This window comes from Mesorhizobium sp. M0816, assembly GCF_040320005.1.
Taxonomy (GTDB): domain Bacteria; phylum Pseudomonadota; class Alphaproteobacteria; order Rhizobiales; family Rhizobiaceae; genus Mesorhizobium.
On the sequence record NZ_JAMYOT010000007.1, the window covers coordinates 251,126 to 270,075 of the forward strand.

Genomic DNA, 18,950 nt, shown 5'->3' on the forward strand with positions numbered 1-18,950 from the left:
GCCGCTGTCTCCGCCGAATGTCGCGGGCGGGCGTCGGTTTGGCAAAGGTCAAAAAAATCAAGTCTCACCTTGACCCAAGAATGGTTGCAGTGTTGGGTTGCAAAGATCAAGGCCTTCTTGATCAAGCGCACTGCGATGCAAATAAACGACATGATCCGTGAGCCGATGATTCGAAAATGGCATAGGTCTTTTTGTCGGTCGCTGCTGCGTGGGCTCGTGGTCTTGTTTGCCCTGAGCGGCCCAGCTTTGGCTGCCAGCAGCGATTGTGTCGGGGACGACGAGGCCGACACGGCTCGGCGAATTGCCGCTTGTACACTCATGATAGAGGATGTGACGGAGCCCGCCAGCAGCCGTTTGACGGCCTATTTCAAGCGCGGCGTCGCCTGGGCGAGGCAGAATGATTATGATCGCGCCATTGCCGATTTCGATAAGGCGATCAGCCTCGATCCGGAAGATGCCAGTGCTTATTACTACCGAGGCATCACCTGGGCACTCAAGAGCGACGCTGATCGCGCTATCGCCGATTTCGACCAGGCGATCAGCCTCGACCCGAAGAGCGATGCATACCGCATCCGAGGCTCTGCCTGGCTCGACAAAGGCGACAACGACCGAGCTATTGTCGACTACGATCAGGCCATCAGCCTCGAGCCCCGGAATGCCGGAGCTTATGGCGACCGGGGCCTGGCCTGGGCACGCAAGGGCGACAACGACCGCGCTATCGCCGATTTCGGCCAAGCGATCAGCCTCGATCCCCGCGATGGCCGAACTTATAACAACCGAGGTCTCGTGTGGAAAAGGAAGCGGGACTACGACCGTGCCATCGCCGATTATGACCAGGCGATCAGCCTCGATCCGAAGGAAGCCAGCGCCTACGACAATCGGGGCATGGCCTGGCTACTCAAGGGCGACTATGACCATGCCATTTCCGATTTCGGACAGGCGATCAGCCTCGATCCGAATGTCGCCGGAGTCCATCATCATCGAGGCATGGCCTGGTCACTCAGAGGCGATTCTGATTACGCCATTGCCGACTACGATCAGGAAATCAGCCTCAATCCGAAGAACGCCCGTGCCTACCTCGATAGAGGCCTGACTTGGACAATCAAAGGCGATTACAATCGTGCGATCGCCGACTACGACCAAGCGATAAGCCTCGACCCGAAAGACGCCAGTGCCTATGGCAATCGAAGCCGGGCCTGGAAATATAAGGGCGACTACGACCGCGCCATCGCCGACGCCGACCAGGCGATCAGTCTCGATCCGGAACGCGCCAGTGCCTTCTACAACAGAGGCAACGTTTGGGCTGACAAAGGCGACTATGACCGCGCCATCGCCGACTTTGACCAGGCGATCGGCCTCGATTCGAAAGACCCCAATGCTTACGACGATCGAGGTACGGCTTGGGCACACAAAGGCGATGACGACCGCGCGATTGCCGACTTCGATCAGGCAATCCTGCTCGACCCGAAACACGCCAGTGCCTACAGGAAGCGCGGCTGGATATGGGACAAGAATGGCGAATACGACCGCGCCCTCGAGGACTATGGCAAAGCAATTGGGCTCGATCCGAAATATGCCCATGCTTATCTCAGCAGAGGTCTCGTCTGGTCAATAAAAGGCGAATACGTACGTGCAACGGCAGATTACGACCAGGCAATCAGCCTCGATCCGACGATTGTCTACGCCTATTTGGGCCGGGGTATCGTCCATTTCTACTCCGGTGCGATGGAGAAAGCCCAAGCCGATTTCGCGCAAGCCGCCACAGTCAAACCAGAGGATGCGTATGTTGCGATCTGGCTCGATTTTGCCGAGCGTCGCAATGGCGCAGCAGGGCATTTGCAGGAAGCGACCAAGAAGCTCGACATGACGCGATGGCCGGCGCCGGCTGTTCGAATGCTGCTTGGCGAGCAGACTCTCGCCGCGACAATTGCAGAAGCCGACGACCCTGATGCGATAAAGAAACGCGGAAACCTGTGCGAGACAAATATGTTCAGCGCCGAGCTGAGCCGACTGCAGGGGCACAGCGATGAAGCTTTGCGGCTCTATCGGCTCGCCGCCAGCGATTGCCCCAAAAACTCCTACGAATTTGTTGCCGCCAACGCAGCCCTGCGCGAGCTGTCGCCTTAGCTGCCGCCGCTACGGACTTCCCCGCCTTCGGTGAGATTTCGTTGCTCAACACAGTCTTCGCGCGTTGACTCTATTCCCCATTTCTGGAAATCTGGAAACATGGATAAGACGCTCGCCCTTTCGGCACTTGCCGCGCTCGGCCAGGAGACCCGGCTGGACGTTTTTCGCCTTTTGGTGCGGGCCGGCGCCGAGGGCGTGGCTGCGGGCGAGATCGCCTCACGGCTCGCCGCGTTCCCGAATACGATGTCGGCCCATCTCAAGATCCTGTCGCATGCCGGCCTGGTGCGGACCGAACGAGAGGGCCGCAGCGTGCGCTACTTCGCCGACATGACCAGGTTTCGCGATCTGCTGGCCTACCTCATGGAGGATTGCTGCAATGGCGCGCCGGAACTTTGCCAGCCTGTCATCCAGGCTGTGACCTGCAACTGCTAGCCAGATGAGCTCCGGCAATCTTCCCCGCCGCCTTGTTGCCGAAGCCCTCGGCACGGCTCTGCTGGTCGCCACCGTGGTCGGTTCCGGCATCATGGCTGACAGGCTGAGCAATGATGTCGCCGTCTCCCTGCTCGGCAACACCTTGCCGACCGGGGCGATCCTGGTCGCGCTCATCACGATATTCGGGCCGATATCCGGAGCGCACTTCAACCCGGCGGTGACGCTGGTATTCGCGCTTCGACGCGAGATCGAAACGAACGCAGCGCTGGCTTACGTCGCCGCTCAGATTGCCGGCGGCATCGCTGGAACGTTGCTCGCGCATGCGATGTTCGAACTGCCGATCCTGCAAGTGTCGGCGACGGTGCGGACCGGAAGCGGGCAATGGATTGCGGAGCTGGTCGCCGCCTTCGGGCTGGTCTTCACCATCCTCGCCGGCCTGCGTTCCCGTCCGGATTCGATCCCCTGGCTGGTCGGGCTCTATATCACCGCCGCCTACTGGTTCACCGCATCGACATCCTTCGCCAATCCGGCCGTCGCCATCGCCCGTGCGTTCTCCAACACTTTTGCCGGCATCCGCCCCGCCGATCTGCCGGGCTTCATCGGCGCCGAACTTTTGGGCGCGTTGCTCGCCATGGCATTGGCAGGGTGGCTGCTCGCCCAACCGAAACCAGCCGGACAGATGAAAGCTGCGCAATGACCATCACCATCTATCACAACCCCGATTGCGGCACCTCGCGCAACACGCTGGCCATGATCAGGCAGTCCGGCGAGGAGCCTGAGGTGGTCGAATATCTGAAAAATCCGCCGTCGCGCGAAAAGCTCGTCGAGCTGATCGCAGCGATGGGCATGACGCCGCGCCAATTGCTGCGCGAAAAGGGCACGCCCTATGCCGACCTTGGCCTGGGCGAGCCGCAGTGGAGCGACGACGAGATCCTCGATTTCATGCTGGCGCATCCGATCCTGATCAACCGGCCGATCGTGGTGACGCCGCTCGGCACCATGCTCGCCCGACCCTCCGAAGCCGTGCTCGATATCCTGCCCAATCCGGATATCGGCCCGTTCACCAAGGAGGACGGCGAGGTCGTCATCGACGCCAGCGGCAAGCGCGTCGGGTAGATATCGTCTTATTTCGATCTTTGTCGAAATTCTCTTGACGTGCAGCGATTTTGGAAATAGCTTATTTCCATGAAACTCGAAAAAGCAGCCTCGCAACTTGAAGCCCTCGGCAGCCCGACGCGGTTGCAGCTCTATCGGACGCTGGTGCGGGCGGGCGATGAGGGGCTGCCGGTCGGGCGTATCCAGGACAGATTGGGCATCGCTGCCTCGACGCTGTCGCATCACCTCAAGCGGCTGGTCGACACCGGCCTGGTGACACAGGAGCGCCAGGCGACGACGCTGATCTGCCGGGCCAACTATCCCGCCATGAACGGGCTCATCGGATACCTCGCAGACGAATGCTGCGCCGACGCCACCTGTGCGCCGGCATCGGCGGAAGCGGCCGCCAAAACGGCGGCATGATTTTTTTGCCATTATAATTCGAAATTACCGGAAGGATGGAAGACATGGAGATGATCGAAAAACTCCCCGTTGCGGTGATCGGCGCCGGGCCGGTCGGTCTGGCGGCAGCGGTCCACCTGATCGCGCGGGGCATTCCTGTCAAAGTCTACGAAGCCGGCAATGCGGTTGCATCCAATCTCAGGGATTGGGGCCATGTCCGTGTGTTCACGCCCTGGCGCTATTGCGTCGATCAGGCGACCAGAAACCTGCTCGAGGCGCATGGCTGGCGGATGCCTGAGCCCGAGGCATTCCCAACCGCAAACGACCTCGTCGCGGATTATCTCGAGCCGCTGGCAAAGCTTCCGCAATTGTCGCCGTCGATCGAAACCGGCGCCCGGGTCGTCGGCATTTCGCGCTGGGGCGCCGACAAGGTCTCGAGCAAGGGACGCGAGAACCGGCCGTTCATGCTGGCGGTCGAGACTGCCGATGGTACAAGACGCGACAGCGCACGTGCCGTCATCGATGCTTCGGGAACCTGGCAGATGCCGAACCCGCTCGGCGCCGGCGGAATTCCTGCAGAAGGCGAGGCCGAATTTGCCGACCGCATCGCCTACGGCATCCCCGATATTCTCGGCCGCGACCGCAGCCTTTATGCGGGGAAGACGACGCTGGTCGCCGGCTCCGGCCATTCTGCCGCCAATGCGGTGCTGGATCTCGCCAGCCTGGCAAATGTGGAGGCCGGCACCGCTTTCATCTGGACAACGCGCGGCACCGACCTGGTGCGCATCTACGGTGGCGGTGATGCCGACCAATTGCCGGCACGCGGCGAACTCGGCGCCGAAGTGCGCGAACTCGCCGAGAGCGGCGGCGTCAGACTGGTGACGGGCTTTGCGGCTGTTTCGATCCGCGATGCCAACGGCCGGCTGGTCGTCGAAGGCCAGACCAGGGACGGTTTGCAGGCGCTGGGTCCGGTCGACCGCATCATCGCCGCGACCGGACAGCGCCCCGATCTGTCGCTGACCCGCGAGCTTCGGCTCGAGCTCGATCCGTGGCTGGAAAGCGTCAAGGCACTGGGACCGCTCATCGATCCCAACGAGCATTCCTGCGGCGACGTGCCGCCGCACGGCCACCGTGAGATCAGTCATCCAGAGCAAGGGTTCTATACGGTCGGCATCAAGAGCTATGGCCGGGCGCCGACCTTCCTGCTGCTGACCGGGTATGAGCAGGTCCGCTCGGTCGCGGCGGCGATCGCCGGCGACATGGTTGCGGCCGACAATGTCCAACTCGTGCTGCCGGAGACCGGCGTCTGCACCGTGCCGCGGATCGGCGTGGCCGACAAGGGGTGCTGCGGCGGTCCGGCGCCGGCAGCGGTGGATGCGTGCTGTGTCGCCGACGCCAAGGCGAAGGCGGTCGGCAAAGGCGGCTGTGGCTGCAGCGTCGCGGCATGAGTCTTTCGCCGCCTTCGCCGGCCATCCTGCGCAGCCTCGGCGCGATCATCACCGCGCTTGGCCTGACGCAGATCATGGCGTGGGGTTCTTCCTACTATCTTCCCGCGGTCATCGCGCCGGCAGTCTCCTCCGATACCGGCTGGCCGCTGGCATGGGTTGTCGGCGGCCTGTCCCTCGGCTTGCTCACGGCAGGATTGATCTCTCCGCGCGTCGGGTCATCGATCGAGCGGCATGGCGGCCGCAACGTTCTGGCGTTCAGCGCCGGATGCATCGGGCTCGGCCAGATCGGGCTGGCTCTTGCCCCTAATCTTGCGGCCTATATCGCTGCCTGGCTGGTCATCGGCCTGGGCATGGGGGCGGGGCTCTACGATGCCGCTTTCGCAACGCTTGGCCGCCACTATGGCCACGGCGCGCGCTCCGCCATCACCATGCTGACGCTGTTCGGCGGCCTTGCGAGCACCATCTGCTGGCCGATCTCAGCCTTGCTGCTGGGGGAGGTCGGCTGGCGCGGCACCTGCCTGGTCTACGCCGCCTTTCAGCTGGCAATTGCGCTTCCGCTCTATCTGGTGATCCTGCCCCGGGAGGCGCCGCAACCGGCAGTCAAACCGGGAGTGAAGGAGGCGGCACCCATTCTCGACAACGAAGCCGATGCGTCGATCATGATCGTTCTGGCCGCGACCCTGACACTCGCCGCGGTGATCTCGTCGACACTATCGGTGCATCTGCTCACAATCCTGCAAGGCAGCGGCATGGCGCTTGCCGCAGCCGTCGGGCTCGGCGTGCTGGTTGGCCCGTCCCAGGTGGCGGCCCGCGCGATCGAGATGATGATCGCGCGCTACCACCATCCGATTTTCACCAAGTTTGCCTCGGTTACGTTTGTGGCGATCGGCGTTTCAGCGCTCTGGGCCGGCATGCCAATCATCCCGCTGGCGCTGGGCTTCTATGGCGCGGGCATCGGCCTCGAATCCATCGCGCGGGGGACGTTGCCGCTCGCGCTGTTCGGCTCGAACGGCTATGCGAAGCTGATGGGCCGCCTCGCCATGCCGAGCCTGGTCGCCCAGGCGGCGGCACCCTCGGCCGGAGCATTGCTGCTGGAGCGCTTCGGCCCGCACGGGACGTTGGCCGCGCTTTCCGGCCTGGCGCTGGCCAACGTCATCCTCGCATGCGGCTTGGGCTGGCGGATGCTCCGCCGGCGGCAATCGCAGGTTCAAACCCGATAGGATTTTGACCTGCGTTCAGCGCCTTCAACTGGAGAGCGGGAGATCTTCCAAGGGATCGACAAGGAAAGACGCGGCGATCAGATCGTCCGCATCGAGGCGCAGTGAGCCTTTGGCGCCGCCCATAATGGCCGCAACCTTTTGAAATGTCTTGATCTCATGCTCGGTAATCTGGGCACTTTGCATTCTGGATTTGAGGTCAGCGACGCGCAGCCCCAAACTGTGGGACATTCCGATTTTTCGGTTCGACATGGTAAGATGCTCCTCCCCGGCCCATGTTTGTTTTGCCACCCGCCCTATTCGTATTTCCTCCGCCTGCCTAAATATGAGGCATCGCGATACAGCGCCCGAACGCCCGATGCAAGGGAAGGTTCCGGCGCGCAGAGGTCACGAAATAATAATACGAAGGAAGTACGGCCGATGGTCCGGCCGGAGGTAGGACTTAGGTACGACGCCCCGCCGGACAGAGGGCTCCGGTGCCTTATCGGCTGGCGAGGACCATGCGGTTGCCTTCGCTGTCGCGAAACTCCGCCACCGTTCGCCCCGGCTGCCACGGCGCCTCATGCGCTTCGGTGATGATCTCGACGCCGCCCGCTTTCATGGCCGCGATCATTGCCCCGACATTTTCGTCGACCAGCACCAATACCGGCTCCGCGCCGGGTGCGTCGTCGGCGCGCCTGACAAAATGCAGGTTCGTCACGGCATGCGGAAATGCCAGCTCGATCCAGCGCCAGCCGCCATCACCCATCTTCTGGTCGGCCATGACCTGGCAGGCGAGATGCCTGGTGTAGAACGCCTTGGCGCGGTCCTGCTCGAACACCGGAAGCTCGGCAAACTGGATATGCATGATCGTCTCTCCTGCTTGATGGCTGCCGCGCAGCCGCCCACGCGGGAAAGACGATGCGGGCAACCGAAAAGATTCTTCGGCAAGGAGAATCTTTTCAGCGCAGCCGGTCGTCCTTCGTTCATACCAACCAGTCAGGAGACGACGATGAACTACGCGCTCATTCGATACGGTGTGAACCAAGCCGACCTGGAAGATAACCGCGCGCTGGTCGAAAAAGTGTTCGAAGCGCTGGGCGAGGCGGCACCGCCGACGGTGCGTTATCTCGTGCTCGAGCTGGACGACGGCTCGTTCGTCCACATCGTCGGCCAGGACGGCGATTCGTCGGCGCTGACCGGGCTTGCGGCCTTCAAGGCGTTTACGGAAAACCACGCCGAGCGCCGTTCGACCCCGGCATTGCGATCGCCTGTCAAAGTCATCGGCAATTACCGTATGCTGGCGGATCAGAAAGCCGGGTAGCGCCTGCCATGCCGCTCGCGCAGAAATGGGACGCTACGCCGAAAATGAACAGGGCGACTTTGGAGGTGATGCTCGTCGGGTTGCGGCCAAGGCTGCATCGCTACTGCGCGCGTATGGCCGGCTCGGTGATCGACGGCGAGGACATCGTCCAGGAGGTCCTGATCAAGGCGCTGCAGGCGATCGACGGGGGTGCGATCGTCGAACGTCCCGAGCAATGGCTGTTTCGCATCGCCCACAATGCCGCGCAGGATCATCTGCGGCGGCGCAATCGGGAAAGGTCGCGCATGACCGAGGCCGACATGAGCGTCATCGAAGATCCCTCCGGCAGCGCCGACAGCCGGCTCGCCGCCCAGACCGGCCTGCGCTCCTTCATGCAGCTTTCGGTGCCGCAGCGCAGCGCTGTGATTCTGGTCGACGTGCTCGGCCTCAGCCTGCATGAGACCTGCGAGGTGACCGGCACGACGCTCGCCGCCACCAAGGCCGCGCTGCATCGCGGGCGGGCGCAGCTCAAGCTGCTGGCGCTGCAGCCCGAGCAGGCGCTGGCGCCGAGGCTCGACGCCGATGACGAGCGCCGGCTGCGGCGCTATGTCGACCTGTTCAACGCGCGCGACTTCGACGCCGTGCGGGCACTGATCGCCGAGGACGTCCGGCTCGACGTCGTCAACCGCGTCCGCCTGCGCGGCAAGGCCGAGGTTTCGACCTATTTCGGCAATTACGACCGTATCAGCGACTGGACATTGTCGCTCGGCGTGGTCGACGGCAGGCCGGCGATCCTGATCCGCGACCCGCAGGCGGCCGACGGCGCCGTGCGCGGCTTCATGCTGGTCGAATGGCGGGACGATCAGGTCATCCAGATCCGCGACTTCCGCTATGCGCCCTGGTGCCTGGTCGACGCGGAGATCAGGGCCGTGGAGGGGTGAGGAGAGCGCTGGAAATGGTGCGAAATGGCGATCAGGCAGCCTCCTCCTGTTTGACCCAAACGCAATTGCCACATGGCAGCAAGTTCTTAGAGCGGTTCCGGTTCTCTTGGAACCGGTAACTCGCTCTAACTATCTGTTTTGCCGCATTTATGCGGACGCCAAATGAACTCCATTTGGCGGCAAAATCCTCTAGCCGATACGCACGCGGCGCGTCACCTGGCCATTGCTTTCCCAGTATGTGTGTTTCTTGGCAATCAAGGGATCGTCCATCGCCGGTTGAATTTGTCCTGTGGTGCTGACCGCGCGCGAGGTCACCGTGTGTTCTCCAGGAGAGGGATTTGCCCAAGCCAGGGACCATATTTTCCAGGCGTGTTCGGCCTCCTCACTGTGGTCAATGGTCGCTGGTGTCCAAGGCCCTTGATCGATTTGCACTTCGACCCGGTCGATCGGCGCCCCCCAGGCTGCCCCAACGATGCGGTAATCTGAATCTTTCCGGGTAACCTTCGCAGGCGCGGACTTTATCAGCGCTCGCCCGACTGACGTCTCGGCCCATACGGTCTCGCCGTTGTGGTCCTCCTCCCGGATGGTGACATAGTCACGGGCCATCAGAAGGCTCATGAACCGCGTATCGCGAACCTCGATGCGCTTTAGCCACTTGACGTTGGCGATCCCGTACCAGCCTGGCGCAATGAGCCGTACCGGGAAGCCATTGGGCGCCGGCAAGGCGGCCCCGTTCATTTCATAGCAGAGGAGATTGTCGGGGTTCATCGCGTCGGCGAGCGACATGCTACGAGCGAAGTTCTGCTGCATCTTGACGTCGCGTATCGGGACCTCGCCTGTATCGGTACCGAAAAAGACGACCTCGATGCCCTTCTCCATAACGCCGGCTTCCTCGAGGATCGGGGCGAGCGGCGTCCCTGCCCAGCGAGCATTGCCGATGCCCCCGGTGAAAAAGGGGAACCCGTGGTTGCCCGAGCATTCCACTGTGAAAACGACCTCCTGCCGCGGTCGCGCCCTGATGTCGGCGAGCGTTAACTCCAGGGGCTTCTTAACCAGGCCTCCGATCTCCATCGACCATGTCTTCTCGTCGATCGTTGGTCGGTTGAAATGGGAGATGCTGAAGAACTTGTCGTTTGGCGTTATCCAGCTATCCAAATCCTCCCAGACAAGCTGCTTCTGGATACCCGCCGGATCGGGATTTTCGGTCGGCTGATCCAGCCATGGAATAACTTCCTCGTTCGGCCGTGTTGGAAAAGCGTAAGCCCGGCGCGAGGTATAGAGAGCAGCAATTGCGGCAAGAGCCGCGCTTCCTTGAACAAGAAGTTCTCTGCGCTGAAAATCAGGCATGTTGTTTACCTCCCAGTTGATCCGGAACGGGCTGCAACGTGCCTTAGGCCGTAGCCTGATCACGGATAGGCGACACAATGTGAGGTCTGCCCACCCGGAAGTATCCGGGTAGGTCAGATAATCACCGACGCAAGTCAAGCATGTGAAGCGTTGCACGAAACGCTAGCTCGCGTTTCGCATGCTAAGAGTGCGCCTTTGAGAAGGAACTGTCCACAACTTGGGCGGGACATGATGATGATTGCAGCATTCCATGCCGATTTCCGGTCCTGCCAAATTCGTTGCTGCTCGGATCGCTGCCGACCGCCCGCTTCTGGGTCATTTCCGGACCTTCGTGGGTTCTCGTCGAACCGGTGTTTCCTGCCGGCCCGTGGGTTGGCCGTGCGGCCGGCACCGCCCTGATCGCTTGGGGCGGCGCAACGCTTTTGGTCTGACGACCAGGGCTGCCTCGAATGTCGCATTTGCAGGTGGAGGGCGGGCCCGGGCGGCACATCAGAACCAATCTGCATAACGAGGTGGCCAGCAACCAGGCCGCCTGGCTTGGGCGCGGCAGATCATTCACACGTGAACCATTCGCCAACCGAGCGGGGACACCCTAATTGGTGGTGACTTGCGTCACCGCCACGCCGGTTATCCTGCCGTTCCCGGCTGTGTAGGTGAGCGTCTGCGTGACCGTGGCGTCCTTCTGGTCGGGAGACGAAGCAGGATAAGAGGCGGCGAAGCCGAAATGGCCGTAACGATCGAGCTTGGCGGCGCCAAATTTCGCGGCCACGTCGCTCAGCGGCGCTCCGACGCCGGGTGTATCGAGTTCAATAGCTGTCAGGCTGGCAGGCGCGCTGGCGCATCCTTCCGGCACCTTGCCTTCCGGGTTCGGCTGCAGGGCGACGGACAGGACACCGTGGTCGGAGCCGCCCATCTCGCCGGATACGAACCAGAAGATCGACGGCGATCCGCCGGCGTCGGGGCCGGCATAGCAAAGCCAGTGGCGTGAATCTCCGGCGTCACCTTCATCGTGCATCGCTCCGCCGAAGGCTTTTTCGACATCGGCAAGCGTGGTTTCCTCAAGCTTTATCTCCAGCGGCCCAGCCTTGACCTGTTTGAATAGCGGGCTGGCCAGCGGCGAGTTGATATCGCCCAGGGATGGAATCGCCCGGTCCGGGTTGAGCGGCTTGGCCAGCGTCGTTGCATTGGTCACCAGTCCGGCAACGATGAGTGCGAAATATCCGGCGTTCTGTCCCATGCCGATCTCCTGTCGTTCGAAATGAAGGTGCGGAAGGATTTGCGGGCGGGTGCTACCCTGTCTGGCTGATGCCCAAACCGGTGCACGACCAACTGGACCGAAGATAAATTCACAAGTCCGCAGCCTTCAACGTCATTCCGCCGACTTGGCAACCAAAGTGTAATCGAGGCTCACAATTCCTTTTCGGCCAGCTCGCGAAAGGCGTCGGGAACCGACCGCTGTAGCCCGAGCGCGACCGAGGCGTAGCCCACCGCCTCCCAGCCGAAGCGGTCGCGGATCTTGTCGACGGCGCGATCCGCGGTCCAGCGCGCCGCGCCCTTGCTGGTGCCGGGGCGGCGGCGGTCGTCGTCGAGCCCGAGCGGCAGTTCCAGTTGCAGGCCGGCATGCTGCTCCAGATGCGATACGGCGATCGCCAGCAGCGAGATTGTCTTTTCGTGCGGATGGTCGATGAGCACCTTGCGCACCAGCGCCTCGGCGATCTCGGCCAGCATGGCGGTTGCCGAAATCGGCTGGTCGAGCGTGATCGAGCGCGTCACCGAGCGCAAATCGGCAAAGCGGACGCGAACCGTCACCGTGCGGCCGGGCCGGGATTTCGCCCGCAATCTTGTGGCGACCCTGTCGGCCAGATGCAGCAAAGCGGGCACGAAGACCTGCTCCTCGGCCGGTTTTCGGCCAAGCGCCGACTGCGCACCCGCCGAGCGCGCCCGGCGCTGCGTCTCGAGCTTGCGCGGATCGCGGTTCCACGCCAGCGCGTTGAGTTTCTCTCCCGCCGCCGGCCCGAGCAGGCGCTCAAGCGCCCCACCATTGGTCTTCGCCAGCTCGCCGATGGTGTTGACGCCGATGCCGGCCAGCCGCTGCCTGGTGACCGGGCCGACGCCCCACATCAGCTCGACCGGCAGGTGGTGCAGGAACTCCAGCTCGTGGCGCGGATCGACCACCACCAGCCCGTCCGGTTTTGCGACCTGTGAGGCGATCTTGGCCAGATGCTTGGTGCGGGCTACGCCGACCGAGATCGGCAGGCCAAGCTCGGTCCGCACGCGGCGGCGGATCTTGCCGGCGATCTCGGCCGGCGAGCCGAACAAATGGGTGCAGCCGGCGACGTCGGCAAAGGCCTCGTCGATCGAAATCCGCTCGACCACCGGCGTGAAATCGCCGAGCACCTTGATTGCCGCATCGCCCAGCCGCTGATAGTCCTTGAAATGGCCGCCGACGAAGATGAGTTGCGGGCAGAGTTCCCGCGCGCGCCGTCCCGGCATACCGCCGCGCACGCCGAACGCCTTGGCTTCATAGGATGCGGCAAGCACTACCCCGCCGCCGACGGCAATCGGCTTGCCGCGCAAGGCCGGGTCGAGCAACTGTTCGACCGAGGCATAGAAGGCATCCAGATCCGCGTGGAGGATGTTGGCTTCCATCCGGCCCGTTCGCCCGCGGCGGTTCGAACGCCGCATTGTCTCGAGTTGTGATGAGAACATAAAGAGAACATTGTCGGTGGATTGTCAAGCAGCGCGGAGGCTGCCGCAGATGACGAGCGCACGGCAATGTTCAGCCGCGCAGCCGATCGCGAGCCTGCATCAGCGCGAATCCCAACAGGTTCTCGCCGCGCCACAGCAGCGGGTTCACTGCCCTCTCGTCATCCGCCGCAAGGCCGATACCCCACACCCGGTCGACAGGGCTCGCCTCGACCAGCACCCGGTCATGCGTCGACAACAGATATTCGCGCAGCGCCGCGTTCTGACGGAACTTCTGAAAGCTCCCTTCAGTCACGATGCGATATTTGTCTGCATCCCATTTGGTGCCATCGAAGCCGCTCACCTGGCGGCCAAGCTGCTTTGCCTGCTTGGGGCTCGCCGCCCTGAGGATTTGTGTTGCCGTCGGAGCATCACCGAACAGTCGTGCCTTCTCGGCCATCATCCAGTGTTCGGCAGTCGGATAGCTCAGGCCATCGACGGTAAAGGGCGCATGCCACCACTGGCTGAAGCACGACGTGGTTATGCGGCCGTCCTTAGACGGCTGATGGCCCCAGAAGAACAGGAACTTCTGCCGGGGCTTTGCGCGAAAGGTTTTCTCAAGCCAGGTTCGGTCGTAAATCATGGGCGGATGGAGCAGGGCGAACGGCCGGCTTGTCAATGCTCCATCCAGAGTGGATAGCGAAGATGAGCGGTCGGCGCTGAATGCGATGAAATGCTGATCTACAGCGCCATCTTGTAGCCGAGATGACTGGCGGTGAAGCCGAGGCGCTCGTAAAAAGCGTGCGCCTCCCATCGACCTTTGTCCGTGGTGAGCTGGACGAAGCTGCAATTGCGCGAACGGCATGTTTCAATCGCCCATTCGATCATCAACTTGCCGACGCCGCGAGAGCGCCATTGCCAGGCGACGCGAACGCCTTCGATCTGGCCGCGCCAGGCGCCTTTTCTCGAAATGCCTGGAAGGAAGCTGAGCTGCAGCGTTCCGACCACTTGCCCGGCGTTGACGGCGACGGCCAGCAACTGGTTGGGATCGGTATCGATTGCGCTAAAGGCATCGAGATAGGATGGCGCAAGCGGCGTGGACGGGTCTTCCCGGTCTGCGCCGAGCACATCGTCGGCAAGCATTGCAACGATCGCCGGCAGGTCGGGCGCCTGCGCGCGACGGAATTCGATCTCGCTCATCGCGCGGAGACATACGGCGCGGTGTCAGCGATCGCAATATCCGTTTTGACTTGCAAGGGAGGCCCGCGCGCCTTCAGGTGGCCTCGAGCGCCCAGAGGCGGTGGCCGTAGCGGCGGAAGAAGCGGGCGAAGAGGCGCTGCTGCCTGGCGCGGGCGAGGTCGGCGGCGCGCCTTTCCTGCCGCCAGCGCGGCATGTTGCGGAACATCGACAGGAAGCGGGCGGCATCCTCGAGGGCCTCCTCGGCTGACTGCGCCGGGCGGATCGCCGCCAGGAACAAAGCGCGGCTCGGCTTCATCCGGTCGATCGCCGCCTTGCGCTGGCGATGGCCCTGGCGCGCCGTGCGGATGCCGTCCTGGCGGATGGCCGCGAAAGCGGCAAGCATGGCCGGGCTGTCGCCGGCATAACCGCAGGCCTGGGCGAACTGGGCGAGGTCCATCGTCACTCCCTTGCTTGCCGGCGGACGGAGCGGCCGCGGTTCTGTTGCTCGCGCCGATTCCAGCCTGCACGAGATAAAAGCATAACTCAAATAATCGAACAAGTGAAACTTTCACGTTGATGTAAGCGGAACCGACTCGACTCCGCTCCAAAAACCGATAATGTTGCGAACAAAGCAGGAACGATGATGGGGATGACCATGGCATTGGCAGGCAAGGAAGCGACGATCGCCGATGTTGTCTCGATTGCCGTCGAATGCATCGACTGCGGCCGCAACAGGTGGTGGAAGCCGGCCGAGCTCAAGCGGCATGGGGTGATGCCGGAGACACCGCTGGCCGCACTTTCGGGGCGCCTGATCTGCAAGACCTGCCGGGCCGACGGCCTGCCGGGCGCCGCCGTCTCGATCCAGGCCGCCTTCATCGACGACCGGCAACGGACCCGCGCCGAGGCGCGCCTGCTCAACGGTCGAGAGCTGCAGTCGAGGCGGGCTTGAGGGGGCGGGCGTGCTGCTCTTCCCTTCTCCCCTTGTGGGAGAAGGTGGCCGAGCGAAGCTCGGTCGGATGAGGGGTGTTGGACGGATCGCTACCTTGATGGCGTAAGTGCTTAAAAACCGCTTCTACATTTCCTCCGCCGCGTTCCTTCCAGCACCCCTCATCCGGCTCGGCGCTGTGCGCCGATCCACCTTCTCCCACAAGGGGAGAAGGCAACAAGCGCCCCGTCAATACCCCAGCAGTTCCTTGAGCGGGATGACGCGGAAGACGTTCCTGATGGCGTAGCGGTTGAAGGACAGCGTCTTGGGCGGGTTGTACTGTTCGACGATCAGCTCGGCGGCGGTGCGCTTGACCAGCTTCTTGATGAAGGCCTTGCCGTTTTGCTCGTTCTCCTCGGGCAGGGTCTCGATCACCACATGGTCGCCGGGCAACGCTTCGCGGCCGCCGCAATAGATCATCTCGCCGGGCTCGTAGCGCGGCACCATCGAATCGCTCAGCACGTGCAGCGCAAACACATTGCGCAGATGCCGGATCCCCGGCGGCCGCTGGACATAGCCGGCCGGCTGGCCGTTGAAGGTGAAGTCGCCATCGTCGCCGCCGACGGCGGTGCCGAGAAGCTGGATGTCCATCGGCCCGGCGGGCAGGGGGCCGGGATCGGTGACGATCTCGGCATCGGCGACCGGTCCGGCATCTTCGAGGAAAACGACCTCGCCCTTGCCGAGTGCCACCGGGTCGACGCGCAGGAAAGCGGCGGTCTTCAAAAGGTTCTCGGTCTTGGGCAGGTTGCGCCCGGTTTCCCAATTGCCGACGGCAGCGACGTCGGTGTCGTTGTGCTCGGCAATGTGGCGCATCACCAGGCCGCGCTGCTTGCGCGCCCGGCGGATCGCCGCTCCGACCTTGATCGACAGTGCAGTTTTCGCCATGGCTCCATCTGAGGCATAAGAATCGGTTTCGTCTATGCAAGAATCACTTGCATAATTGATTGAGTTATGCTCTTATACGGTCATGCACAAGTCGCTTCACCAGCTTTCGGTCCTCGAATCCGCCCTTCAGCGCGCCGGCAGCGCTCGCCTGGAGGCGGTACCACAACCGGTCGCCAAGGCCATGCATGTGCCAAACCTTTCCCTTCGTCGCGGCTGTCCTCCTCCCCGGCCGGGACGATGCCCGAGGCTCGCGCCTCGGATCCGGCAGCGCAAGCGGCCGGAACGGCCGGAGCCGTTCCCCTCACGGCTCCGGCCACGAATTACCTGCCGGCCGGCAATGCGGATGCCGCGGTTTCCTGCACCCGCACCGAAGACGGCACGGTCATCGCCTTCGACGAGCGGACGGGCAGTGTCCGGCGCAACAAGGCAGGCGGCCGAGATGAAGCTCGATCGCAGCAGACCACGCGAAGGCTGACCGGCTTTCGAGCCTGAGGCCGGCGAAGCCGGCGCCGCACACAACCATTTTTGCAGGAAATGAAACATCATGGCCGCCCGCTATTCCGCCTCGGAACTGGAACAAATCGAGAACTGGCTGATGAGCGGCCTGTCGGCCGCGAAGATCGCCACCCGGTTGACCGCGCTGCGCGGCCGCCCGGCCTCGCGCGCGGCCATCATCGGCATCGTCCACCGCACCGCCCGTTTGCGCACCATCGGCCTTGCCAGATCCAAGGGCTGGTGTGGCCGACGCTCTGGCGGCCGGCTCGGAAATTCGGCGCCTGAGCCATCAAGCACTGCTGATCAAGCGGAGTCGGCTCCGAAGGCCGAGCCACGCTGCCGCCCGGCAAGGCTGTCGGCCAGGCTGGCGCCGCCGGCCTGGCAGCCGGGTCCGACTCGGATCACCGGGACCGATGGCGCGCCGCTCGAAATGCCGGCGCCGCGCCCGATCGCCGCCGGCGGTCGCCAGCCGCATTTCGTTGCCATGCGCTTCATCGATTGCCTGTTCGAGCGCTGCCGCGCGCCGCTCGACACGACGCCGCAGGAGGATGCGGAAAACGACGCCCCCGGCAGCCGCCCCGGTTTGGACATGCTGTGCTGCGGGCTGCGCACAAAGCCTTCGAAAAGCTACTGCGCCTATCACGCTGCGCGCTTCCTGCGCACGCTGCCGGCCGAAGCGATTTGAGCCCGCTGCAATGAGGCTGGAAGTTCGCCAGAGCCCGACGACCAAAACCCAGGAGGACCGAGCCGATGAGCACCAAAACCGCCCAAAAGGCCACAGCCAGGCCACCGCGATTGCCGAAAGGCGAGGCCGAGCAGGTGCGCATCCGCAAGGAGATCGGCCATGATTTCGCACTGAAGGACGACCGGTTCGGCCGCAAGCGGCTGGCGAAGGGGACGCAGGAGGGAGCGCGCCTCTATGAGGTCTCCAATGACGGCCACACAGCGACCGGCGGCATCGTGCGGGTGCGCAACGTCGACCCGCTGAGCGGCCTCACCTCGCTGTCGCGCCAGCAGCGCGAGGCGGGCATGCGCTACCGCCAGGATTTCCGCAACTCGTCCGAGGCAACCGCCAAGCCGATGGCTTGGGCCGAGCGCGTCGACGGCGGCCGTACCGGCAGCGGCGTCGCCGAACACATCCTGTCCGCCGGCCGCGACCATGCCGAGGCAACCAGGGCGCTTGTCCATTGGGAGATCGCCGGCATCGTGCAAAAGGTCTGCTGTGCCGACGCAACGGTCAAGAGCCTGGCCGAACAGGCCGGCGAGCCGCGCGACGTGGTGGTGAAACTACTCAAGATCGGGCTCGACATATTGGCCGTGCATTACGGCATGATGCTGATGCGCAAGCCGAGGTGAGAAGCCCCGCCGATCCGGCCGGCAATACCGGCCGGATCGATCCGTCAACGACGGCAGACACGGATTCTTTCGATAATCCGGTGGTGATGACGCCAGTGCTTGATGACTTCGGTGTGGCAGCGCCGGTGGTGGTACCGGTAGCGCGGCCTGTAGTCCTCGTCGTAGACATCATAGCGGTAACGGGGGACGTACTCATCGTCGTAATCGGAATATCGATGGTGGCGATAATAATAGTCGTCGTCATAGCCGTTGCCGATGCCGATCGTGACGCTGCCGCCGGCATTCGCCGGGCCGATCACGGAAGCCGCCGAGGCGATGGCGATCACCGAGGCAAGCAGGAGCTTCTTCATAGCTACCTCCTTCTTTAACGTCCCTCTAATAGAAAAACCCCCGAGGGGCAGCCTCGTTCCATAGATTGGCAAGATGTAAGGAACGGACGGGCCCGAAGTTTAGCGCCTGCTGGCGCGAAAACGCCGCTGGCTGCGCCGGGGTCGGATCGTCGACGCAGCGTGGCCGCTCCTCTCATCAAACAGCGGCAATCGCGTCAGTCCCGTCTTTTGCCGACGTCTGCCTACAGAACATGGCCCAATTCCAGCAAAACGAACGCGGTCGCACCCAGCACAGCGAGGGCGTAGGCCGCATAAAGAACAAGCAGCATTACCTCAAAGTCCCGGACGAAGCTTGTGGCAATCCTGGTCTCCTTAGGCTCCGCTTTCTCGATGCGGTCGGTTTCCAGTTGCTCCGTTGCCACAACGAGGCAGACAATCCTGTCGTTGTCGGCCGCCTGTAATATCCGTTCCGTCAAATCGACTGCAATCACTGGATCATCGGCCAACTGATCTCGCGATAGCCGGCTTTCAGTGACGGTCTGGATTTCACGCTTTCTCACGCACGCATAATTGCGTCGACTAAATTAGGTTCCACTAAAATAGATAGATTGCCTCGACCCGATCACGACGTGGTGAGGCGTGAGCCCAGCTGGGCGGTGAACTCCGCCTGAGGCCGCCATTTGCCGACCGTCGAGGCGAATCTCGATCGGCGCATCCTCCGATCAAAGGGCGCGGGCTTCTTTAT

24 protein-coding genes are annotated in these 18,950 nt (G+C 63.1%); 13 read left to right on the forward strand and 11 right to left on the reverse strand.

Annotated features, from left to right (window positions below; genetic code table 11):
• Window positions 1-117: 117 nt before the first annotated feature.
• The 7 genes from NKI17_RS13385 (at window position 118) to NKI17_RS13415 (ending at window position 6,724) form a co-directional block, all read left to right on the forward strand.
• On the forward strand, window positions 118-2,127 hold the full coding sequence (locus NKI17_RS13385; protein ID WP_352906099.1) for a tetratricopeptide repeat protein: 2,010 nt from the start codon (window positions 118-120) through the stop codon (window positions 2,125-2,127).
• A 99-nt stretch (window positions 2,128-2,226) separates the two neighbouring features.
• On the forward strand, window positions 2,227-2,559 hold the full coding sequence (locus tag NKI17_RS13390; RefSeq protein ID WP_352457336.1) for an ArsR/SmtB family transcription factor: 333 nt from the start codon (window positions 2,227-2,229) through the stop codon (window positions 2,557-2,559).
• A 4-nt stretch (window positions 2,560-2,563) separates the two neighbouring features.
• Entirely contained in the window at window positions 2,564-3,256 is a 693-nt protein-coding gene (locus NKI17_RS13395; protein WP_352906101.1) for an aquaporin, read from the forward strand.
• Window positions 3,253-3,675, forward strand: coding sequence for an arsenate reductase (glutaredoxin) (gene arsC / locus NKI17_RS13400; RefSeq protein WP_352906103.1), 423 nt, complete (start codon window positions 3,253-3,255; stop codon window positions 3,673-3,675). Before NKI17_RS13395 ends, arsC begins: the two co-directional genes overlap by 4 nt.
• Window positions 3,676-3,744: 69 nt before the next feature.
• Window positions 3,745-4,077: an ArsR/SmtB family transcription factor gene (locus NKI17_RS13405; protein WP_352490030.1), complete on the forward strand. Its 333-nt coding sequence runs from the start codon at window positions 3,745-3,747 to the stop codon at window positions 4,075-4,077.
• 50 nt (window positions 4,078-4,127) lie between these two features.
• Window positions 4,128-5,504, forward strand: coding sequence for an FAD-dependent oxidoreductase (locus tag NKI17_RS13410; protein WP_502894500.1), 1,377 nt, complete (start codon window positions 4,128-4,130; stop codon window positions 5,502-5,504).
• Window positions 5,501-6,724 carry an MFS transporter gene (locus NKI17_RS13415; protein ID WP_352906107.1) on the forward strand — a complete coding sequence of 408 codons (1,224 nt, stop codon included), beginning with the start codon at window positions 5,501-5,503 and terminating at the stop codon, window positions 6,722-6,724. The genes NKI17_RS13410 and NKI17_RS13415 overlap by 4 nt, the downstream gene beginning before the upstream one ends.
• Before the next feature lie 24 nt (window positions 6,725-6,748).
• Here NKI17_RS13415 and NKI17_RS13420 read toward each other — a convergent pair whose 3' ends face one another.
• Both NKI17_RS13420 and NKI17_RS13425 read right to left on the reverse strand, forming a co-directional pair.
• A complete protein-coding gene (locus NKI17_RS13420) occupies window positions 6,749-6,973 on the reverse strand; it encodes a hypothetical protein (RefSeq protein ID WP_031213090.1) in 225 nt (74 codons plus the stop codon).
• Between the two features lie 229 nt (window positions 6,974-7,202).
• Entirely contained in the window at window positions 7,203-7,568 is a 366-nt protein-coding gene (locus NKI17_RS13425; protein WP_023680367.1) for a VOC family protein, read from the reverse strand.
• A 144-nt stretch (window positions 7,569-7,712) separates the two neighbouring features.
• On the opposite strand from NKI17_RS13425, the gene NKI17_RS13430 reads away from it, so the two are divergent.
• Together NKI17_RS13430 and NKI17_RS13435 are read left to right on the forward strand one after the other, a co-directional pair.
• Complete coding sequence (locus tag NKI17_RS13430) at window positions 7,713-8,024, forward strand: hypothetical protein (protein ID WP_352457329.1); 312 nt, start codon at window positions 7,713-7,715, stop codon at window positions 8,022-8,024.
• A 44-nt stretch (window positions 8,025-8,068) separates the two neighbouring features.
• The gene (locus NKI17_RS13435; RefSeq protein WP_352906110.1) at window positions 8,069-8,944 is read left to right on the forward strand and encodes a sigma-70 family RNA polymerase sigma factor; all 876 of its coding nucleotides are present in this window, start codon (window positions 8,069-8,071) and stop codon (window positions 8,942-8,944) included.
• Window positions 8,945-9,133: 189 nt separating this feature from the next.
• Here NKI17_RS13435 and NKI17_RS13440 read toward each other — a convergent pair whose 3' ends face one another.
• From NKI17_RS13440 to NKI17_RS13465, 6 genes are all read right to left on the reverse strand, one after another.
• Window positions 9,134-10,291 (reverse strand): sulfite oxidase, encoded by a 1,158-nt coding sequence (locus NKI17_RS13440; protein WP_352457327.1) that lies wholly within the window; start codon window positions 10,289-10,291, stop codon window positions 9,134-9,136.
• Between the two features lie 592 nt (window positions 10,292-10,883).
• Window positions 10,884-11,528 carry a hypothetical protein gene (locus NKI17_RS13445; protein WP_352906112.1) on the reverse strand — a complete coding sequence of 215 codons (645 nt, stop codon included), beginning with the start codon at window positions 11,526-11,528 and terminating at the stop codon, window positions 10,884-10,886.
• A 170-nt stretch (window positions 11,529-11,698) separates the two neighbouring features.
• Window positions 11,699-12,940 (reverse strand): DNA polymerase IV, encoded by a 1,242-nt coding sequence (gene dinB / locus NKI17_RS13450; protein WP_352638082.1) that lies wholly within the window; start codon window positions 12,938-12,940, stop codon window positions 11,699-11,701.
• Window positions 12,941-13,070: 130 nt separating this feature from the next.
• Window positions 13,071-13,790, reverse strand: a complete 720-nt coding sequence (ybiA, locus tag NKI17_RS13455) for a riboflavin biosynthesis intermediates N-glycosidase (RefSeq protein WP_352638083.1) — start codon at window positions 13,788-13,790, stop codon at window positions 13,071-13,073.
• Window positions 13,718-14,176 (reverse strand): GNAT family N-acetyltransferase, encoded by a 459-nt coding sequence (locus NKI17_RS13460; RefSeq protein WP_352638084.1) that lies wholly within the window; start codon window positions 14,174-14,176, stop codon window positions 13,718-13,720. Before NKI17_RS13460 ends, ybiA begins: the two co-directional genes overlap by 73 nt.
• A 73-nt stretch (window positions 14,177-14,249) precedes the next feature.
• Entirely contained in the window at window positions 14,250-14,612 is a 363-nt protein-coding gene (locus NKI17_RS13465) for a hypothetical protein (RefSeq protein WP_352906115.1), read from the reverse strand.
• 192 nt (window positions 14,613-14,804) lie between these two features.
• Here NKI17_RS13465 and NKI17_RS13470 point away from each other — a divergent pair, with 192 nt between their 5' ends.
• Entirely contained in the window at window positions 14,805-15,104 is a 300-nt protein-coding gene (locus NKI17_RS13470) for a hypothetical protein (protein WP_352906117.1), read from the forward strand.
• A gap of 225 nt (window positions 15,105-15,329) precedes the next feature.
• Here the strand turns inward: NKI17_RS13470 and NKI17_RS13475 are convergent, their stop codons facing one another.
• Window positions 15,330-16,025, reverse strand: a complete 696-nt coding sequence (locus NKI17_RS13475) for an XRE family transcriptional regulator (RefSeq protein WP_352906119.1) — start codon at window positions 16,023-16,025, stop codon at window positions 15,330-15,332.
• A 237-nt stretch (window positions 16,026-16,262) separates the two neighbouring features.
• Here NKI17_RS13475 and NKI17_RS13480 point away from each other — a divergent pair, with 237 nt between their 5' ends.
• From NKI17_RS13480 to NKI17_RS13490, 3 genes are all read left to right on the forward strand, one after another.
• The gene (locus NKI17_RS13480) at window positions 16,263-16,517 is read left to right on the forward strand and encodes a hypothetical protein (protein WP_352906121.1); all 255 of its coding nucleotides are present in this window, start codon (window positions 16,263-16,265) and stop codon (window positions 16,515-16,517) included.
• A gap of 52 nt (window positions 16,518-16,569) precedes the next feature.
• Window positions 16,570-17,205 (forward strand): high mobility group family protein, encoded by a 636-nt coding sequence (locus tag NKI17_RS13485; protein WP_352906123.1) that lies wholly within the window; start codon window positions 16,570-16,572, stop codon window positions 17,203-17,205.
• A gap of 65 nt (window positions 17,206-17,270) precedes the next feature.
• The gene (locus NKI17_RS13490) at window positions 17,271-17,876 is read left to right on the forward strand and encodes a DUF6456 domain-containing protein (protein WP_352690824.1); all 606 of its coding nucleotides are present in this window, start codon (window positions 17,271-17,273) and stop codon (window positions 17,874-17,876) included.
• A gap of 44 nt (window positions 17,877-17,920) precedes the next feature.
• On the opposite strand, the gene NKI17_RS13495 is transcribed toward NKI17_RS13490, so the two are convergent.
• Entirely contained in the window at window positions 17,921-18,226 is a 306-nt protein-coding gene (locus NKI17_RS13495) for a hypothetical protein (RefSeq protein ID WP_023675656.1), read from the reverse strand.
• A gap of 221 nt (window positions 18,227-18,447) precedes the next feature.
• Window positions 18,448-18,711: a hypothetical protein gene (locus NKI17_RS13500; protein ID WP_245274650.1), complete on the reverse strand. Its 264-nt coding sequence runs from the start codon at window positions 18,709-18,711 to the stop codon at window positions 18,448-18,450.
• Between the last annotated feature and the right edge of the window lie 239 nt (window positions 18,712-18,950).

What these genes read in the sequence shown, in the direction of transcription:
- NKI17_RS13420 (WP_031213090.1), bottom strand. Translation starts at nt 6,973, where the DNA reads ATGTCGAACCGAAAAATCGGAATGTCCCACAGTTTGGGGCTGCGCGTC.
- NKI17_RS13460 (WP_352638084.1), bottom strand. Translation starts at nt 14,176, where the DNA reads ATGAGCGAGATCGAATTCCGTCGCGCGCAGGCGCCCGACCTGCCGGCG.
- dinB (WP_352638082.1), bottom strand. Translation starts at nt 12,940, where the DNA reads ATGGAAGCCAACATCCTCCACGCGGATCTGGATGCCTTCTATGCCTCG.
- NKI17_RS13390 (WP_352457336.1), top strand. Translation starts at nt 2,227, where the DNA reads ATGGATAAGACGCTCGCCCTTTCGGCACTTGCCGCGCTCGGCCAGGAG.
- ybiA (WP_352638083.1), bottom strand. Translation starts at nt 13,790, where the DNA reads ATGGGAGGCGCACGCTTTTTACGAGCGCCTCGGCTTCACCGCCAGTCA.
- NKI17_RS13465 (WP_352906115.1), bottom strand. Translation starts at nt 14,612, where the DNA reads ATGGACCTCGCCCAGTTCGCCCAGGCCTGCGGTTATGCCGGCGACAGC.
- NKI17_RS13480 (WP_352906121.1), top strand. Translation starts at nt 16,263, where the DNA reads ATGCCCGAGGCTCGCGCCTCGGATCCGGCAGCGCAAGCGGCCGGAACG.
- NKI17_RS13440 (WP_352457327.1), bottom strand. Translation starts at nt 10,291, where the DNA reads ATGCCTGATTTTCAGCGCAGAGAACTTCTTGTTCAAGGAAGCGCGGCT.
- NKI17_RS13490 (WP_352690824.1), top strand. Translation starts at nt 17,271, where the DNA reads ATGAGCACCAAAACCGCCCAAAAGGCCACAGCCAGGCCACCGCGATTG.
- arsC (WP_352906103.1), top strand. Translation starts at nt 3,253, where the DNA reads ATGACCATCACCATCTATCACAACCCCGATTGCGGCACCTCGCGCAAC.
- NKI17_RS13445 (WP_352906112.1), bottom strand. Translation starts at nt 11,528, where the DNA reads ATGGGACAGAACGCCGGATATTTCGCACTCATCGTTGCCGGACTGGTG.
- NKI17_RS13410 (WP_502894500.1), top strand. Translation starts at nt 4,128, where the DNA reads ATGATCGAAAAACTCCCCGTTGCGGTGATCGGCGCCGGGCCGGTCGGT.
- NKI17_RS13470 (WP_352906117.1), top strand. Translation starts at nt 14,805, where the DNA reads ATGACCATGGCATTGGCAGGCAAGGAAGCGACGATCGCCGATGTTGTC.
- NKI17_RS13485 (WP_352906123.1), top strand. Translation starts at nt 16,570, where the DNA reads ATGGCCGCCCGCTATTCCGCCTCGGAACTGGAACAAATCGAGAACTGG.
- NKI17_RS13430 (WP_352457329.1), top strand. Translation starts at nt 7,713, where the DNA reads ATGAACTACGCGCTCATTCGATACGGTGTGAACCAAGCCGACCTGGAA.
- NKI17_RS13495 (WP_023675656.1), bottom strand. Translation starts at nt 18,226, where the DNA reads ATGAAGAAGCTCCTGCTTGCCTCGGTGATCGCCATCGCCTCGGCGGCT.
- NKI17_RS13475 (WP_352906119.1), bottom strand. Translation starts at nt 16,025, where the DNA reads ATGGCGAAAACTGCACTGTCGATCAAGGTCGGAGCGGCGATCCGCCGG.
- NKI17_RS13415 (WP_352906107.1), top strand. Translation starts at nt 5,501, where the DNA reads ATGAGTCTTTCGCCGCCTTCGCCGGCCATCCTGCGCAGCCTCGGCGCG.
- NKI17_RS13405 (WP_352490030.1), top strand. Translation starts at nt 3,745, where the DNA reads ATGAAACTCGAAAAAGCAGCCTCGCAACTTGAAGCCCTCGGCAGCCCG.
- NKI17_RS13435 (WP_352906110.1), top strand. Translation starts at nt 8,069, where the DNA reads ATGAACAGGGCGACTTTGGAGGTGATGCTCGTCGGGTTGCGGCCAAGG.
- NKI17_RS13425 (WP_023680367.1), bottom strand. Translation starts at nt 7,568, where the DNA reads ATGCATATCCAGTTTGCCGAGCTTCCGGTGTTCGAGCAGGACCGCGCC.
- NKI17_RS13395 (WP_352906101.1), top strand. Translation starts at nt 2,564, where the DNA reads ATGAGCTCCGGCAATCTTCCCCGCCGCCTTGTTGCCGAAGCCCTCGGC.